Below are 16,427 nucleotides of genomic sequence, written 5' to 3'. Positions count from 1 at the left end.
TCCGTAATGGATGAATATTTCGTAGGGAAGATGCCGCGAGTCGCGATTCTTGGCAAGGGAATTAGGGTTAATGAAAGGTTAACCATCCCGAAAGGGATTTTCAAGTGTGACTAGACTGCCCTGCTCGCCTGAAAATACCAGCGCCGACCAGCAGTCTCGCTTTCTCAAGCACCGCAAGAGAACCGCTGTTCTTTCGGCGCGTTGTCGTCGCGCGTCCCTTCATTTGATAACCGGGTGCGGTGGGGTATGTGCCGCCCGGGCCACTCTTCCCTTCTTCGTAAGTTTTGATTTTTTGTCGGCAATTGAAGCGACAAAGTCAGAAAGTTGCCACCTGGCAACTGCTGCTGCAAGGTCATCATGGCAGTGGTCCTTCGATTGCCTCGGCGACCGGCAGTCGTGCGTCTTTTTGCAGAAGGATTCCCGGCCGAGCCGTACTGCGCCCTTTCGCCCATTGATGCCGGACGCGTCTTCGAGAAGATGTGTCGAGTGACGCGACTGGAGTTGGCCGACATGATCGTCGCGGTGAAGGCTCCGAGATGGGAGAAGGCGGCCCGGCCGTTGAAGAGCTCGGTATAGCCCCAGCCGATCGTGACGAGGATGAAGTAGAGCGCCATCATCAGCCGCGTATTGTCATTGCTGAACGGCGAGTTGCCAGGTGGCAACTCCGCCGCGCGGCGCGCTGTTCTGCTCATGCTTGGAATGAGCCGACCATGCTCTGAGAACACTGGTCATCGATCGGCATCAAGCCACGGCTTCGGGTACCGGGAAGACCAGAAGAGTTCGGCCACGAAGAAGGAGGCCGGATTGTAACCAACTTCATTTCTGCGTAGCATCGGCTCGAGCCTTTGGGATGTGGGGAGGAGAACCTGCTGTGGCGAAGCTCGTGTATGCCTTGAACCAATCCCTGGATGGGTATGTCGATCACATGGCATTTGCGCCCGAACCCGCGCTCTTTCGTCATTTCATCGATGACGTGCGCGGTTTGGCCGGAAGCGTGTACGGTCGCCGCATGTACGAGGTGATGCGGTATTGGGACGAAGATCATCCCGAGTGGGGCCAGGAGGAGCATGAGTATGCGGCGGCGTGGCGAAGCCAGCCGAAATGGGTCGTGTCGCGCTCACTGAAGTCCGTCGGTCCGAACGCCACTCTTGTCGCGGATGACATCGAAGCGGCGATAGGCGGCCTGAAGGCACGATTGGATGGGATGATTGAAGTTTCCGGGCCGGAACTGGCGCGAAGCCTTGCCGACCTTGGCCTTGTCGATGAATATCGGCTGTACGTCCATCCCGTCGTGCTTGGCGGTGGCAAGCCCTACTTCGCCGGCCCGCGGCCGCCGCWGCGCCTCGTGACGAGCGATCGATTTGGCAGGGACGTGATCAGATTGACGTATGTTCCCGCTTAACCCACGCGACAAGCCCGACGAGCTGTCTTCACGATCGGTCGCAGCTATCACGGCCCTTAGCGCCGGTGCGTTCGGCGAACCGGTTTCCGCTCATCGGGATGGGAAGAGGGGAGGGCGATGCCGGGGCTATGGCGGAAGCGATGCGCCTGGTCTATAATCCGAGCATGCAGATTCGCGCCTGCAGCGGCGCCCCTGTTCCTGCCGACCGGCAGTTGCTGATCTCCAGCAAGGGTGGCACGTAGAGCCCGATAAACTAGCAATCGTAGCTATAAAGGCCAGACATGGTTAACGTGCGGTGACGAAACAAAACCGCTCGCTCGCTTTCATAACGCAAATCAGTTACAACAACTTCAATGCGTTACGATCTTGCGAAATTGCCCCTGCACAGCCTGATTTCACCGGTGGCGGCCACGACGGCCGCGCTTGCGCGGCTTGATGAGCGCCTGAACCGAACCGATCTGCGCGAAGGCTGTATCAGTCGAGCCGATTTCGCCGATGCCTGCGCCTCATTGTGGATCGATGGAGAACTCGTGCATCTGGAGGATATCGTCCTCCACGATGCCGGCATGGGCATTCGTGCGCCGACGCATGAGCTGACCATTGCTCATGATGTGCTCAGAACCCGTCGGCGCATTCTGGTCCATCCTCCCGGCTGGGCCCTCAGCGCCGAAGGTTTGCGGCAGCTGCGTGGCCGCGGGAATATCGGATCGAGTGCTCCGCTGGCTGCGGTCGAAGAGGTCGCGCCGCTGATTGCGGAAGAAGCGGGAACCGGGGACAAGGAGGACGATGATCCGCTCGCCAGGGAGTTAGCCGAGATCGACGCCGTGCTCGCYCGAAGCGAAGCCCTGCTTTCGCTGGCTGCGGCCCCACCGACGCCATCGGCCCCGCGGGAGCGCGATCCGCTGGTCTACGAGCCGGATTGGGATGAGGATGCACGCATCGAGGAATGGCGCGCCGTGCTTCTTGAAACCGAAGGCCTACCGCCAATGCTGCGCGCCGTGCTTCTGCTCGACGCTTGGAACCAATTGCAGGTACTGCAGCACGCCCCGTGGCTCGGCCGGTTGCTTGCCGCAGCCATGCTGCGTGAGGCCGGCATTACCATTGCGCATCTCGCAACGATTAATCTCGGGCTGAAAGCCATCCCGCGCGAGCGCCGGGCCAGCCGTGACCGCAACGACCGGCTGCTCGCCTTTCTCGATGGGATCGCTGCAGGTGCGGAGGCGGGGTTGAAGGAGCATGACCGGCTCCTTCTGGTCCGCCAACAGATGCGGCACCGACTCGCCGGACGCCGTGCCTCCTCAAAGCTCCCGCAACTGGTCGATCTCGTTCTTTCGAAGCCGATGGTCTCTGCCGGGATGATCGCCGAGGCGCTTGGCGTGACGCCGCAGGGCGCGCTTAAGATCGCCGGTGCGCTGAACCTCAGGGAGCTGACGGGGAGGGGGAGATTTCGGGCCTGGGGCGTGATCTGATCCGCGGCGATCTCACTCGCCCACGCCGCCCGCTTGCAATTCGGCGATTTTTGATCTGAGTTCTTATACTTTCGCGAATATGCTCGTTCAGCGATTTTCTCCGCCGGGGTGAAGCGCTAAAAGATCGGGAATCTTGAGGAGGAACAATGCGCGCAGTTCTGGGTGAGGTCGAGAAGCGGCGGGCGGAAGCAAGGCTCGGCGGCGGCGAAAAGCGCATCGCCGCGCAGCATGCCAAGGGAAAACTGACGGCGCGCGAGCGCATTGAGGTCCTGCTCGACGAAGGCTCCTTCGAGGAGTTCGATATGTATGTCACCCACCGCGCGGTCGATTTCGGCATGGCAGGCCAGAAGGTGGCGGGCGATGGCGTCGTGACCGGCTGGGGCACGATCAACGGCCGCCAAACTTACGTCTTCTCCCAGGATTTCACCGTGCTTGGCGGTTCGCTCTCAGAGACCCACGCCCAGAAAATCTGCAAGATCATGGATATGGCCGTGCGCGTCGGTGCGCCGGTGATTGGGCTTAATGATTCCGGAGGGGCCCGCATCCAGGAAGGTGTCGCCTCGCTCGCAGGCTATGCGGAAGTCTTCCGCCGCAATGCCGAGGCCTCCGGCGTCATCCCGCAAATATCCGTGATCATGGGGCCTTGCGCCGGCGGCGCGGTCTATTCCCCGGCGATGACCGACTTCATCTTCATGGTGCGCGATTCATCCTACATGTTCGTCACCGGACCGGATGTGGTGAAGACGGTCACCAACGAGATCGTCACGGCCGAGGAACTCGGCGGCGCGGGCACGCATACGAAGAAATCCTCGGTCGCCGATGCGGCCTACGAGAACGACATCGAGACGCTGGAAGCGGTACGCCGTCTTTTCGACTTCCTGCCCTTGAACAACCGTCAAAAGCCACCCGTCCGCCCTTTCCACGATGATCCGGCCCGTCTCGAAAACCGCCTCGACAGCCTCATCCCCGATAGTGCAGCCAAGCCCTACGACATGAAGGAGCTTGTCCATGCGATCGCCGACGAGGGCGAYTTCTTCGAGATCCAGGAAGCCTTCGCCCGCAACATCATCACCGGCTTCATTCGCATCGAGGGCCAAACGGTCGGCGTCGTCGCCAATCAGCCCATGGTGCTCGCCGGCTGCCTGGATATCGACTCATCCCGCAAGGCCGCTCGCTTCGTGCGCTTCTGCGACGCCTTCTCGATCCCAATCCTGACACTGGTCGATGTACCGGGCTTCCTGCCGGGCGTCGCGCAGGAATATGGCGGGGTTATCAAGCACGGCGCCAAGCTCCTCTTCGCCTATTCGGAAGCGACCGTGCCGATGGTGACGCTGATCACCCGCAAGGCCTATGGCGGCGCCTATGACGTGATGGCCTCCAAGCATATCGGCGCCGATATCAATTATGCCTGGCCGACGGCGGAGATCGCGGTGATGGGCGCCAAGGGCGCGACTGAAATCCTCTACCGCTCGGAACTCTCCGATCCGGAAAAGATCGCCGCACGCGCAAAGGAATACGAGGAGCGTTTCGCCAATCCCTTCGTGGCGGCCGAGCGCGGCTTCATCGATGAGGTCATCATGCCGCATTCCTCGCGCCGCCGTATCGCCCGCGCCTTCGCCTCGCTCAGGAACAAGCAGGTGACGACGCATTGGAAAAAGCACGACACGATACCGTTGTGAGGGAAGGAGCGTAACCGATGGCAAATCTTCCCGAGATGACCAAACATCGCGGTTTTCCCTCCGGCATGCCGGGCACGGGCATCCAGTTCACCATCCGCCGCGCCAATCCGAAGGGCGTGACGCCGATCAAGGCTCTGCCTCGACGTGCCCGGCCCGATACCAAGGAACATCGCATCGATGCCGCCTTCCTGCATGCGCTCTGGCATCATTTCGGGGCCGAGCCTTTCGAGCGCGGCAATCTCGATGCCGCCCGGCTGAACCTGCTTTTCGGCCGTGAGGTCGTGGCCGCGGAGAAGGATTTCGATCCGTTGTCCTATGAGGCGCTGCTGATGATCGACGAAAAGGTCGCACGCCAGAGCTTTCCGGAATCGTTCGAAGACGTGTTGAGGTGTAACGGTGGCGATCCAGAAAATCCTTATCGCCAATCGTGGTGAAATCGCCTGCCGGGTCGTCAGAACGGCGAAGAAGATGGGCATCGCCACGGTCGCCGTCTATTCGGATGCCGACCGCGATGCGCTCCATGTGCGCATGGCAGACGAAGCGGTACATATCGGGCCTGCCCCTTCCAGCCAGTCCTATATCGTCATCGAGAAGATCCTTGATGCGATCCGAAGGACCGGTGCCGATGCCGTCCATCCCGGCTATGGTTTCCTTTCGGAAAACCCCGCCTTCGCCGCGGCGCTTGAAAAGGAAGGCGTCGCCTTCATCGGTCCGCCCGTCAAGGCGATCGAGGCCATGGGCGACAAGATCACCTCGAAGAAGATCGCAGCCGGTGCCGGCGTCAACACCGTGCCCGGCCATATGGACCTCATCGAGGATGCCGAGGAGGCGGTGAAGATCGCCTCTTCCATCGGCTATCCGGTGATGATCAAGGCGTCCGCCGGCGGCGGCGGCAAGGGCATGCGGATTGCCTGGAACGATGCCGAGGCCCGCGAAGGCTTCCAGTCCTCGAAGAACGAAGCGAAGTCCTCCTTCGGCGACGACCGCATCTTCATCGAGAAATTCGTCAGTGAGCCCCGTCATATCGAAATCCAGGTGCTGGGCGACAAGCACGGCAACACGCTCTATCTCGGCGAGCGCGAATGCTCCATCCAGCGGCGAAACCAGAAAGTCATCGAGGAGGCGCCGTCGCCCTTCCTCGACGAAGCGACCCGCAAGGCCATGGGCGAGCAGGCCGTGGCGCTCGCGAAGGCGGTCGGCTATTTTTCCGCGGGCACGGTAGAGTTCATCGTAGACGGCGACCGGAACTTCTACTTCCTCGARATGAACACCCGCCTTCAGGTCGAGCACCCGGTGACCGAACTCGTCACCGGCATCGATCTCGTGGAGCAGATGATCCGTGTCGCCGCCGGCGAGAAACTGTCTTTCGGCCAGGACGAGGTGAAGCTTACCGGCTGGGCGATCGAAAGCCGGCTTTACGCCGAAGACCCCTACCGCAATTTTCTGCCCTCGATCGGCCGGCTCACCCGTTACTGCCCGCCTGCCGAAGGCCGACAGGAAGACGGCACGGTGGTCCGCAACGATACCGGCGTCTTCGAGGGCGGCGAGATCTCCATGTATTACGACCCGATGATCGCCAAGCTCTGCACCTGGGCTCCCGATCGATTGGGAGCGATCGATGCCATGGCGACGGCGCTTGACGATTTCGAGGTGGAAGGTATCGGCCACAATCTGCCGTTTCTCTCGGCCGTCATGGAACATGAGCGGTTCCGCGCCGGCCGGCTGACGACCGGCTTCATCGCGGAAGAATTCCCGGAAGGCTTTTCTGGTGCGCACCCGGATGAGGCCGCCGCCCGCAAGCTCGCTGCCATCGCTGTCCTCATCAACCAGGTGCTCCAGGAGCGCGCGGTCCAAATTTCCGGCACGATCGGCAATCATCGCCGCGTCGTGGGAAAGGAATGGGTGGTCACGCTTGCGGACTTCGAACTGGCCGCCGATCTCGAAATTTCTCCCGATGGCACGTCCGTCACGTTCTCGGACGGCGCGCGCATTTCGGTCGCCACCGGTTGGCTACCGGGCCAGAGCCATGCGGCCTTCCAGCTGGATGGCGAGGCGATGAGCGTGAAGGTCGATCTCGTCGGCACCGCGATAAGGCTGCGCTGGCGCGGCATGGATGTAACGGCGCGGATCCGCTCCCCGCGCGTCGCCGAGCTTGCGCGCCTGATGCCTGTCAAGCTGCCGCCGGATACCTCGAAAATGCTGCTTTGCCCGATGCCGGGCGTCATTACCTCGGTCGCGGTGAAGGCAGGCGATCAGGTCGAGGCCGGCCAGACGCTCGCAACCGTCGAGGCGATGAAGATGGAAAACGTCCTGAAGGCCGAGAGACAGGGCGTGGTCAAGCGCGTCGCAGCCATAGCCGGCCAGAGCCTAGCTGTCGACGAGCTGATCATGGAGTTCGAATAGGGCGGTTGAGGTGTCAGAAGTCCCAGGGACATATAAGATTGAGCCCTGTTGTCTCGAAATCTCTCAGGTTGCGGGTAGCCAAGCGGCCACCGTTGACCCGTGCAATCGCAGCAATCATGCCGTCAGGCGCAGACATCCCGCGTCCCTGACGAACAGCAGCGCCCATGATATCCCCATAGGCCAGCGCGGCCTCCTCAGTCAGGCCGAAAATTCGATCGGCAAATCGACGCCGCCAGTCTGACAACCCTTGATCCAGCCGTTCCGCGCGTTGGTCGGGTCTGATCTTTTGGATGCCGAACGCGATCTCCGCGATCGTTACGGTAGGCAGTGCCAGTTCGGCATCGTATCGAACCAACCAAGCGATCACTGCGTCGCTCGGCTCTTTTTTCAAAGTCTCGGAAACAACGTTGGTATCGAGGAAAATCAAAGATCGACGCCCTTATGAGGGTGACGATTTTCGCGAATGGCTGCTTCGAGATCGATGTCGGTGCCGGCTTGCGCGGCCAGCCGACGATAGAAGGTAGAAGCAGGCTCACGGCCCGCTTCACGAATCTCATATGCTTCGAGCGCACGTTCAACAACATCGGCGATCGACCGGTTTTCACGGCGGGCAAGCCGATGTGCAAGGTCGCGTGCCTTCGAGCTGCGGACGGAAAGCTGTGGCTCGGCCATATCTGCCTCCTTCTGGAGAAGATAATGCAGGGGTTACGCCATCAAGATGGCACATGATGGCTTGGTATTCAAGCTTATTGGATGATGCCGCGAGTTCTTGCTCCTCGCTCTCCACCGGGTAATACTTCATCCGGTTATAGGGTCGGAACAATGGCGACGACGGTTACGGCAAAGGGACAGATCACAATCCCGAAGGCGGCTCGGGATCTGCTCGGGCTTGCTCCCGGCAGCAAAGTGGATTTCCATTGGGCGCCTGATGGGAGCGTTGTCCTGATAAGGGCAGACAAGAAGAAGCCGGCCAGCCGCTTTCAAAGGCTCCGTGGTCATGCCGGGAAGGGCCTGGATACCGATGCCATCATTGCGATGACGCGTGGCGGGTGAACGGCCCCTCAGGTTTCAGGCATGATCAACCGCTTCAACATATGACGCTGATGGTCCTGGCCGCCGAAGAAAATGGCGAGCACGCGCACGATACGATTTGGGTCGTCGACATCGAAATAAAATATGGTCCTGTTTTTCGTGACGTGCCGCAATCCAGGTGCGATCTGCGGCCAGAGCGCTCCCTCGTGCGGCGTGCGCGCTAAGGTTTCCATATCTGCCTCAATCGCACGGATTCGCTCAGCAGCACGCTCGAAAGCATGCGCGGGAGGATCGCCGAGAGTTACGTAGGAAACGACGAGATGGCCGAGGATGAGGCTGAGATCGAGATCGATCGCCGTCGAGCGCACGATCTCATAGGCCATAGGTTGCCTTTTTGGCCGCGATCGTCGCTTCGATACGCCGGTGGCTCTCTTCCATCGTCACGAACTCGCCTTCGGCGCGGCGTGCAAGTAGATTTCGCAGCGCTGCCAGTTCCGCGTCTTTCAACTCCGTCTCTTCGCGAACGAGTTCCAGCCCGCGCTGCACGACGGCGCTCAGGCTCGCATAACGGCCCTCTTCGACGAGCTTTCGTGCGAAGGATTCCTGCTGATCTGAAATGGAGACGGAGGCTTTAACCGACATGAGAGCCACTCCTTCATGGAGGCATGAATACTACTGGGTAGCACTTCGGTTAATCTGGAAGACGGGGAAACAAATCAGGTCCGGGTCAAGGCAAATCAGGGACTTGCGAAAAATTTCATCTCCCATCGTCCCCGCGTCCATTTCCTCTGCCATGCTTTGTCCGTTCCGTCACGGATACACCGGGAGGCGTCCCGGCGAGGCGGAACCGGCGCGGGTCATGAGGGCAAGACGCAAAACCTCATGATCCGGGTCCGCGGAAAATGGTCTCCCTCCGGCGACACGGGGGAAGCGGATTTGGTTTACGGACCGGCCAGCCGCCTCTGATGCCCGAAAGAGCGCGCCGGGCGTGCCTGTGCGGCACACATGGTGGCGTCAGTGAATGGGTGGCGAGAAGGTTCGGCCTAAAAACGGCAAGTTCTTCGCCTTAATGTCCCTTGCGCGGCCACGGCAGAGAGAGCGAAGTCGCGGGCATAAACCGCCGAACGGGGCGCTGAGAGGTGCTACTTTTTTATGATACAAGAGGCAGCTTTCAGCGCCCTGTCCGAACACTATAAATAAACACGGCGTCGGCGGCGCGCGTGTCTAAAGGCGCATCGAGGAGGAAACGGGTGACCGACAAGAGCATAAAAGATTGGGAGCGGCTTGCCGAAAAGGAGCTGAAGGCTTCGCCGGAAACGCTCACCTGGCATACAGCGGAAGGCATCGAGATCAAGCCGCTCTATACGGCCGAGGACCTGCAAGGGATCGGTCACCTCGATTCGCTTCCCGGCTTCGAGCCCTTCGTGCGCGGTCCGCGCGCCACCATGTATGCCGGCCGGCCGTGGACGATCCGCCAGTATGCCGGCTTTTCGACAGCCGAAGCCTCCAACGCCTTCTACCGCCGCAACCTTGCCGCCGGCCAGAAGGGCCTCTCCGTCGCCTTCGATCTCGCCACCCATCGCGGCTATGACAGCGATCATCCCCGTGTCGAGGGCGATGTCGGCAAGGCGGGCGTGGCGATCGATTCGGTCGAGGACATGAAGATCCTCTTCGACGGCATTCCGCTCAAGGACATGTCCGTCTCGATGACGATGAACGGCGCGGTGATCCCGATCCTTGCCTCCTTCATCGTCGCCGGCGAGGAGCAGGGCTGCTCGCGCGCCGAGCTTTCCGGGACCATCCAGAACGACATTTTGAAGGAGTTCATGGTCCGCAACACCTATATCTATCCGCCGGAACCCTCGATGCGGATCGTCGCCGACATCATCGAATACACCGCGAAGGAAATGCCGCGCTTCAACTCGATCTCGATCTCCGGTTACCACATGCAGGAGGCCGGCGCGACGCTGGTGCAGGAACTCGCCTTCACGCTGGCCGACGGGCGCGAATATGTGCGTGCCGCACTCGCCAAGGGCCTGAACGTCGATGATTTCGCCGGCAGGCTTTCCTTCTTCTTCGCGATCGGCATGAATTTCTTCATGGAGGCGGCAAAGCTCCGCGCCGCGCGTCTCCTCTGGTCGCGCATCATGGAGGAGTTCGAGCCGAAGAAGGCTTCCTCGCTTATGCTGCGCACCCACTGCCAGACATCAGGCGTCTCGCTGCAGGAGCAGGACCCTTACAACAACGTTATCCGCACGGCCTATGAGGCACTGTCCGCCGTTCTCGGCGRCACACAGTCCCTGCACACCAATGCGCTGGACGAGGCCATGGCCCTGCCGACGGATTTTTCCGCCCGTATCGCCCGCAATACGCAGCTCATCCTGAGCCACGAAACGGGCGTGACCAGGGTGGTYGATCCGCTCGCCGGTTCCTACTATGTCGAAAGCCTGACGAACGAACTGGCCGAGAAGGCCTGGGCGCTGATCGGGGAGGTCGAGGCCTTGGGCGGCATGACGAAAGCGGTCGCGGAAGGCCTGYCGAAGCGGATGATCGAGGAGGCGGCAACGCTTCGTCAGGCGCGGGTCGATCGTGGCGAGGAGATCATCGTCGGCGTCAACAAGTACCGGCTGGAGAACGAGGACGAGCTCGATATCCTTGCCATCGACAACACCGCCGTGCGCAATGCCCAGATCAGGCGGCTGGAGGAGGTGCGCCGGCAGCGCGATCCGAGGCGGGTCGAGCAAACGCTTGCTGCCCTGGCCGAGGTCGCCCGTTCGGCCAAGGGTAATCTTCTGGAAGCAGCGGTCGAGGCGGCGCGCGCCCGCGCCACCGTGGGTGAAATTTCGGATGCGATGCGCAAAGCCTTTGGCGACCATTCGGCCCTGCCGGAAGTGGTGAGTGATATCTACGGCCCGGCCTACGAGGATGACCCTGAATACAAATCGGTCGTTACCCGGCTCTCCGATTATGCAAAGGCTTCCGGCAAGCCGAAGATCATGGTCGCCAAGCTCGGCCAGGATGGGCACGATCGCGGCGCCAAGGTCATCGCCTCGGCATTCGGGGATATCGGTTTCGATGTACTTGCCGGCCCGCTCTTCCAGACGCCGGAAGAGGCGGCCGACCTGGCGATCCGCGAGAAGGTTCAGGTGATCGGCATGTCGTCGCTTGCCGCCGGCCACCGGACGCTCGGCCCCCAGCTCGTCGAGGCGCTGAAGGCAAAAGGCGGGGAAAACATCATCGTCGTGGTGGGCGGCGTCATTCCGCGGCAGGATTACGATTACCTGATGGAACACGGCGTCGCCGCCGTCTTTGGCCCCGGCACCAATGTGCTGGATGCCGCCAACAAGGTGCTCGACCTCATCGAGGGCAAGCGGCGCAATATCTGAGGCGCGGATGGATTGGAATACCGGCGGACGTCGAAAGATCGCCGGCATTCCAGGCCCGTTCACCGATTGCCGAGGAGCGGGAGCGTCCGCAACTGTTTCGAAAGCTTGATCGCACTCCAGGGCATATATTCGGCGATCGCCAGCCCCACGATCTCGGCTTCCGCGTCCACGGCCTTCAGAATATTGGCCACCTCCTCGAAGCGCATCCGGCCTTTCGCGACGCCGTCATATGTATTCGGCCGGGCATCGGGATCCTGCGAGAGAAGGAAATCGTAGAGCGAGGGATCGAGCACATCCAGGTCGAAATGCACCGCGACCTTCTTCGCGCCCGAAGCGCGTAGCCATTGCAGTACGGGCTCAGCGGAGCCGGCCAGATCTTCTGGGCTGAGGCGCGTCATTCCATGCTTCGGAATGAAATCGGTTTCGTAGGGGGTGGTTTCGGTCAGGCCGACATAAAGAACCTGGTCTCCCTTCACGGGCTTGGGCACGGCGGCCACGAAGTCCGGATCGCCGATCCCCATCAGCATGGCGAGCACATGTGCATGGGCGTGCCGGAACTGCTGGGCGGTCATCACGTCGGGGTGTGCGTCCACCCAAAGAACCGCGAGATCTTCGCCATATCGCTCACTGAGATATGCGGTGGGCGCGAGATTGACGAGGCAGTCGCCGCCAAGCGTGACGATGGCGTCGGGATTGTGCCGCGCAATCGCCGATCTCGCCGCGGCAAGCTGGTCCAGAAGCGGCTCGCGTGAAACGATGCCCTGCTCGACCGGCCGCGAGGCGTCCGGCGCCTCGGGCACAGCAATTGTTTCCTCCGGCCCCTGCGGCTCAGGCGCAATCGCGGCAAGAACGCGCGCGCCTATCCTGTAATCGGGGTGATCCCCACCCTGCCATTGCGGCAGGTTCAGCCGCAGAATGTTTTTCGGGTCGATTGTCATGATCTCACTCTTTCCTGTCGGGAATTCGGATTGGGACAGGACATAGCTGGTGATTGAAAACAGGAACAAAATAGTAGATTTATAGTATCTCTGTCCAAAATTATGGACAATGATCAGAAGAGGAATATCGTGAATCAGCTCCTGGCGATGCGGGCATTCGTGCGAGTCGTCGAAGCGGGGTCCTTCCGGGGCGCCGCCAACCAGCTTCAGGTGCCGCGTTCAACGGTCAGCAAGCTTGTCACCGATCTCGAAAGGCATCTGGGCGCAAGGCTGATGAACAGGACCACCCGCAATATCGTGGTGACCGCCGAAGGCGAGGAATACTACCGGTATGCCGCGCGCCTGGTGGCGGAGGTCGATGAAGCCGACAGCGCCGTGCGGGGCAGAAAGCTGACACCAAGGGGCCATCTTCGCATCGAATCCCACCCTACTTTCGCGCAGAATGTGCTCATCCCGCATCTGCCGGATTTCCATCGGCAGTATCCGCATATCTCCATCGCACTGGGCATCGGCAATCGGCCCGCAAACATCATCGGGGAAGGGGTCGATTGCGCCATCAGGGCAGGGGAGATCGGCGACGAAACCCTCATTGCAAGGCATCTGTTCGACGCGGAATTCGTGACCTGCGCCTCTCCGGCCTATCTGGAGCGGATGGGCACGCCGGCATCTCCGGAAGACCTTGCCGGCAATCATGTCACGGTCGGCTTCTTCTCCCACGCCGATGGCCGGCTGAAACCGCTGGCATTCGAGAAATCCGGTCACCGGCACCTCGTCGGCGACCTGCAATTCTCCGCCAATGAGGACAATGGCCAGATCGCCATGATTTTGGCCGGAATGGGAGTCGGCCAGAACCTCAGACCGTTCCTCCGGCCTTATCTGCAGTCGGGAGAACTCGTCGAGGTCTTGGGCGAATGGAGCCATCCGCCGCTGCCGTTCCATGTCGTCTATGCTCCCGGCAGACATCAGAGTGYCAGGCTGAAGGTCTTCATCCAGTGGCTCATCGAGTGTTTCGGAAAGCTCTCTCAGGGCTGAACTTCTACCTGCATGGTGTCCGGAAATTCTCTCAGCTGGCCAATCAGCGGTAAACGATCACCGCCTGGAAACAGAGCGGGCTGACCGCTAATCGATAGAAAAGCTTGTTTAACTTTTGCAGCTGAGAAAATAGTAGCCGAAGAGGGCCAGTGAAGGCAGTCCCTTGACGGTATCCCCGACTTACTATGGACTTCCCAACCGTCTGTTAGAAAAAAGGAGATTTTAGATTAATGCTTTGGATTTTCGCGTTCGGCATATTGATTTCGCTGCTTTTTGTTTTTGTAGTTTCCTATAAGAACAAACCACAAGGCCCTAACCGCTTCGGTATGGCGGCTTCGCCTGTCAGTTTTCCGACTGCGGTGCGCAGATTCTTTACCGGATACTTTGATTTCAAGGGCAGGGCGAGCCGTACGGAATTCTGGTATGCAATGCTTTTCTATGTGTTGCTGCTATTCGTGCTGGCGCGGCTCAATCTCCCGGACCTTGTTGTTACGATTTTGCTGGTCGTTACAATGGTTCYGTTTTTCTCAGTCACAACACGGCGACTGCACGATACGAACAGAAGCGGCTGGTTTCAACTCGTGTCCTGGTTCATGCCTGTCGGCACAATTGTTGCCCTGTTCTGGTTCAACGAACCGGCACGTGATTAACCTGGCCTTTCTCTGATTACCAACCATCCAAACAGGCCCTTCGACTTCACAAACTGTAGCTTTTACCCGACATTTCGTCATGGTCATATCCAAACAATCCGTCACGTTCCGGAAGTGGCATACGAAGCCTCCTCTCGAGCGTTTGCCTGGATCGATTCATATTCCATGACGCTTACCGGTTACACAGGGGCAGCATCTGGAGCGGGGCAATGCGAGGTGTCGGCAGTGGTGGGGGAGAGCTGAACGTCTCCTGATGGGAACCAGACAGGCAGGTTCGGACGACGGAGCCGGAAAAGCCCGCGCGCCTGACACCCTGTTCTTTTATTGTTGTGCCAGTCGAGATTTGGTGAACTCGATATGGTTGGCGATCTCGCTGTAGATGTTCCGGCTCTGGCGACCCTTCAGGGTTTCCTCGCCGTTCACTCGCCAGTGCATCAGCATCATGTCGCCCGGCTGCAACGAGTCCTGGCAGGCACCCAGACGCTTCATCCGTGTAACGAAGCTGCCTCGGCTTTGGATGAGATTATCACGGTTGACAATGACGGATTCGGAGCGGGCCTCGTCGCTGGCCAGGAACGTGGTGGAATGCTGGATATAGGTCTTTCCTATCTTATCCTCGATCGGCGAGGGGCCGGAGCAATGCATCGTCCAGGAAAGGCTATTATCCGAAAGCTTGGACTGCGGTTCCTCGCAGGTTTCATTGTGACTGGCAACACTTGCCTGTTGCTCGCGCAGTTCCAGTTCATGGAGCGCATGATCGGCCTTGGCATCGAGGCAGATGTTCCAGATCTTCTGGATATCGAACGTGGTCTTGCCGTCGCTTATCGTTCCGATCTGATCGATGACCCAAAGGCCTTCTTCGCGTGCCGGCAGATCGCGCGGAAGCTCGAAGCTCGATGCGGAAGTGCTCAATCCCAGGAGGATGACCAACAAAAACGGATACTGCCGACAAGTACGCAAGTCACACCGCCTCTAGAACGTCATTAGGAAGTTCATAAGCGGCGGCTGGATCGGATGTGAGAGTAGCACCGACGGAAACGCCCAAAATACGCGAATGGCAACATGTTGCATGAAAGGCCTCGTCAAAAATCCAAGAAGGAACATAGCTCGCAAAGTCCGCGATATGAACGCTATTGCTACAACTTTCCAGGTCATTCACCGCCCCCACCTCCCTCACCGCCGCTATCTCCGCCGCCGCCACCGTCGTCGGAACCTGCGTTTCCATGTGACATAGATCCGCCATCAGCGTTTTTGGAGGTGCTGTTTCGGTCTGTGCGCCAATCCCATAGCGGTCCGGCGAAAATGATAAGCATGGCAAGCCCGATGCTACCGTAGACAATGATATCGATGATCGGGTTGCGACGGTCGTCTTTTTTTGCGGCGCGCTCCGAAGGGCTGTCAAAAGGGCTGAGCGCCAGATACCACGGCCTCGGCTCCAAAGTTGTTGGTCGACAGGTCAGTTCGGAATTCTGCGAGCGGTGGCAACGCCGTACCTCGCTCGTCCAGTGATTGGTGAGCAGAACCGTATCCCGGTCGATCCGTTCGTGATCACGTTCCAGCTGCATATAGGCGAGCATCATCGCCAAGGAGAACAGGCAAAGCACTGGTACGAACAATCTATCCATATCGCCGCTGCTCCTTTCCGCGTTGTTCGTCTCTTTCTGCCGCTGTGGTAGCATTCTTGGATGCACTTCAAAAATCGAGAACCGGTGCCCGGCAAAGCCGTGCTGACGACCTCTCCGCTCAGTTTTAGCTGCGCATCTGCTTCATCCTATTCATCAGGCTAACGGCGCGGCCGCCGGATGGCTCTCACCGTCCCGCTGCTTCCCCCGCCGCAGAAAAACCGGTCGGCGCCATCGGACTCAAGCCCCGACACGCCGACATCCTGCGGCATGTCGAGCTTCTCCAAGACCCTTCCCGACTGCGGATCGATCCGCCGGACATCGCTCCCGCCACCATCCCATGTGGCGTGCCAAAGCTCGCCGTCCACCCAGCTCACCCCGGTGACGAAGCGATTGGACTGGATGGTGCGCAGGACGGTACCCRTATCGGGATCGACCTGGTGGATCTTGCTGCTACGGTATTCGCCGACCCAGAGCGTCCCTTCCGCCCAGGCAAGGCCGGAATCACCACCGCCTCCCGGTGCCGGGATGCTGGAAAGGACAGTACCAGTCTGGGGATCGATCTTCTGGATACGGTCCTCGGCGATCTGAAACAGGTGCCGGCCGTCGAACGCCGTTCCCGCATGCGCGGCGACATCGATGGAGCGTACGACACTTCCGCTGGCCGGGTCGAGCGCGTTCAGCCTGTCGCCGGACGCGAACCAGACGAGGCGGCCATCGAAGCTGACGCCATGCACCTCATCGACCCCGGGGAAGGGGCCATATTCGTGGAGGATTTCTGCACTGGAGGTCTTCATCTTGATACTCCGTGGAT

General features: G+C 60.1%; 17 protein-coding genes and 1 pseudogene. 9 read left to right on the top strand and 9 right to left on the bottom strand.

The window, feature by feature from the left end; translation table 11 throughout:
* Positions 1–503 precede the first annotated feature (503 nt).
* A pseudogene (locus LCM4573_RS27365) lies at positions 504–647 on the bottom strand (urate hydroxylase PuuD); the annotation flags it as partial.
* 224 nt (positions 648–871) lie between these two features.
* Between LCM4573_RS27365 and LCM4573_RS15950 the strand changes: the two are divergent.
* The 5 genes from LCM4573_RS15950 to LCM4573_RS15930 all read left to right on the top strand — a co-directional run bounded on the left by LCM4573_RS15950 (position 872) and on the right by LCM4573_RS15930 (position 6,953).
* Positions 872–1,402 carry a dihydrofolate reductase family protein gene (locus LCM4573_RS15950; protein ID WP_071007373.1) on the top strand — a complete coding sequence of 177 codons (531 nt, stop codon included), beginning with the start codon at positions 872–874 and terminating at the stop codon, positions 1,400–1,402.
* Between the two features lie 353 nt (positions 1,403–1,755).
* A complete protein-coding gene (locus tag LCM4573_RS15945; RefSeq protein ID WP_071007372.1) occupies positions 1,756–2,871 on the top strand; it encodes an RHE_PE00001 family protein in 1,116 nt (371 codons plus the stop codon).
* A gap of 146 nt (positions 2,872–3,017) precedes the next feature.
* On the top strand, positions 3,018–4,550 hold the full coding sequence (locus tag LCM4573_RS15940; protein ID WP_071007371.1) for an acyl-CoA carboxylase subunit beta: 1,533 nt from the start codon (positions 3,018–3,020) through the stop codon (positions 4,548–4,550).
* Between the two features lie 17 nt (positions 4,551–4,567).
* Positions 4,568–4,984: a hypothetical protein gene (locus LCM4573_RS15935; protein WP_071007370.1), complete on the top strand. Its 417-nt coding sequence runs from the start codon at positions 4,568–4,570 to the stop codon at positions 4,982–4,984.
* Positions 4,947–6,953, top strand: coding sequence for an acetyl/propionyl/methylcrotonyl-CoA carboxylase subunit alpha (locus tag LCM4573_RS15930; RefSeq protein WP_116285539.1), 2,007 nt, complete (start codon positions 4,947–4,949; stop codon positions 6,951–6,953). The genes LCM4573_RS15935 and LCM4573_RS15930 overlap by 38 nt, the downstream gene beginning before the upstream one ends.
* A gap of 13 nt (positions 6,954–6,966) precedes the next feature.
* On the opposite strand, the gene LCM4573_RS15925 is transcribed toward LCM4573_RS15930, so the two are convergent.
* Positions 6,967–7,380 carry a type II toxin-antitoxin system VapC family toxin gene (locus LCM4573_RS15925; RefSeq protein ID WP_071007369.1) on the bottom strand — a complete coding sequence of 138 codons (414 nt, stop codon included), beginning with the start codon at positions 7,378–7,380 and terminating at the stop codon, positions 6,967–6,969.
* Positions 7,377–7,625 (bottom strand): type II toxin-antitoxin system VapB family antitoxin, encoded by a 249-nt coding sequence (locus tag LCM4573_RS15920; protein ID WP_071007368.1) that lies wholly within the window; start codon positions 7,623–7,625, stop codon positions 7,377–7,379. The genes LCM4573_RS15925 and LCM4573_RS15920 overlap by 4 nt, the downstream gene beginning before the upstream one ends.
* A gap of 150 nt (positions 7,626–7,775) precedes the next feature.
* On the opposite strand from LCM4573_RS15920, the gene LCM4573_RS15915 reads away from it, so the two are divergent.
* Positions 7,776–8,006, top strand: a complete 231-nt coding sequence (locus LCM4573_RS15915) for an AbrB/MazE/SpoVT family DNA-binding domain-containing protein (RefSeq protein WP_071007367.1) — start codon at positions 7,776–7,778, stop codon at positions 8,004–8,006.
* A gap of 8 nt (positions 8,007–8,014) precedes the next feature.
* Here the strand turns inward: LCM4573_RS15915 and LCM4573_RS28300 are convergent, their stop codons facing one another.
* Positions 8,015–8,368, bottom strand: coding sequence for a type II toxin-antitoxin system RelE/ParE family toxin (locus LCM4573_RS28300; RefSeq protein ID WP_071007366.1), 354 nt, complete (start codon positions 8,366–8,368; stop codon positions 8,015–8,017).
* Positions 8,358–8,627 carry a type II toxin-antitoxin system ParD family antitoxin gene (locus tag LCM4573_RS15905; RefSeq protein WP_071007365.1) on the bottom strand — a complete coding sequence of 90 codons (270 nt, stop codon included), beginning with the start codon at positions 8,625–8,627 and terminating at the stop codon, positions 8,358–8,360. Before LCM4573_RS15905 ends, LCM4573_RS28300 begins: the two co-directional genes overlap by 11 nt.
* 608 nt (positions 8,628–9,235) lie before the next feature.
* On the opposite strand from LCM4573_RS15905, the gene scpA reads away from it, so the two are divergent.
* Positions 9,236–11,371 (top strand): methylmalonyl-CoA mutase, encoded by a 2,136-nt coding sequence (gene scpA / locus LCM4573_RS15900; protein WP_071007364.1) that lies wholly within the window; start codon positions 9,236–9,238, stop codon positions 11,369–11,371.
* A 59-nt stretch (positions 11,372–11,430) separates the two neighbouring features.
* On the opposite strand, the gene LCM4573_RS15895 is transcribed toward scpA, so the two are convergent.
* On the bottom strand, positions 11,431–12,309 hold the full coding sequence (locus LCM4573_RS15895; RefSeq protein WP_071007363.1) for an arginase family protein: 879 nt from the start codon (positions 12,307–12,309) through the stop codon (positions 11,431–11,433).
* Between the two features lie 129 nt (positions 12,310–12,438).
* Between LCM4573_RS15895 and LCM4573_RS15890 the strand changes: the two genes are divergently transcribed.
* Together LCM4573_RS15890 and LCM4573_RS15885 are read left to right on the top strand one after the other, a co-directional pair.
* Positions 12,439–13,341 carry a LysR family transcriptional regulator gene (locus LCM4573_RS15890; protein WP_071007416.1) on the top strand — a complete coding sequence of 301 codons (903 nt, stop codon included), beginning with the start codon at positions 12,439–12,441 and terminating at the stop codon, positions 13,339–13,341.
* 230 nt (positions 13,342–13,571) lie between these two features.
* Positions 13,572–13,991 (top strand): DUF805 domain-containing protein, encoded by a 420-nt coding sequence (locus tag LCM4573_RS15885; RefSeq protein ID WP_071007362.1) that lies wholly within the window; start codon positions 13,572–13,574, stop codon positions 13,989–13,991.
* Between the two features lie 321 nt (positions 13,992–14,312).
* On the opposite strand, the gene LCM4573_RS15880 is transcribed toward LCM4573_RS15885, so the two are convergent.
* The 3 genes from LCM4573_RS15880 to LCM4573_RS15865 form a co-directional block, all read right to left on the bottom strand.
* On the bottom strand, positions 14,313–14,924 hold the full coding sequence (locus LCM4573_RS15880; RefSeq protein ID WP_131818968.1) for a DUF3617 family protein: 612 nt from the start codon (positions 14,922–14,924) through the stop codon (positions 14,313–14,315).
* Between the two features lie 218 nt (positions 14,925–15,142).
* Entirely contained in the window at positions 15,143–15,616 is a 474-nt protein-coding gene (locus tag LCM4573_RS15870; RefSeq protein WP_131818967.1) for a hypothetical protein, read from the bottom strand.
* 158 nt (positions 15,617–15,774) lie between these two features.
* A complete protein-coding gene (locus LCM4573_RS15865) occupies positions 15,775–16,410 on the bottom strand; it encodes a glutamine cyclotransferase (protein ID WP_071007358.1) in 636 nt (211 codons plus the stop codon).
* Positions 16,411–16,427: the final 17 nt, after the last annotated feature.

It is taken from the genome of Rhizobium sp. LCM 4573 (assembly GCF_001854865.1).
Classification (GTDB): domain Bacteria; phylum Pseudomonadota; class Alphaproteobacteria; order Rhizobiales; family Rhizobiaceae; genus Neorhizobium.
This window is presented reverse-complemented; position numbering and strand designations above follow the sequence as displayed.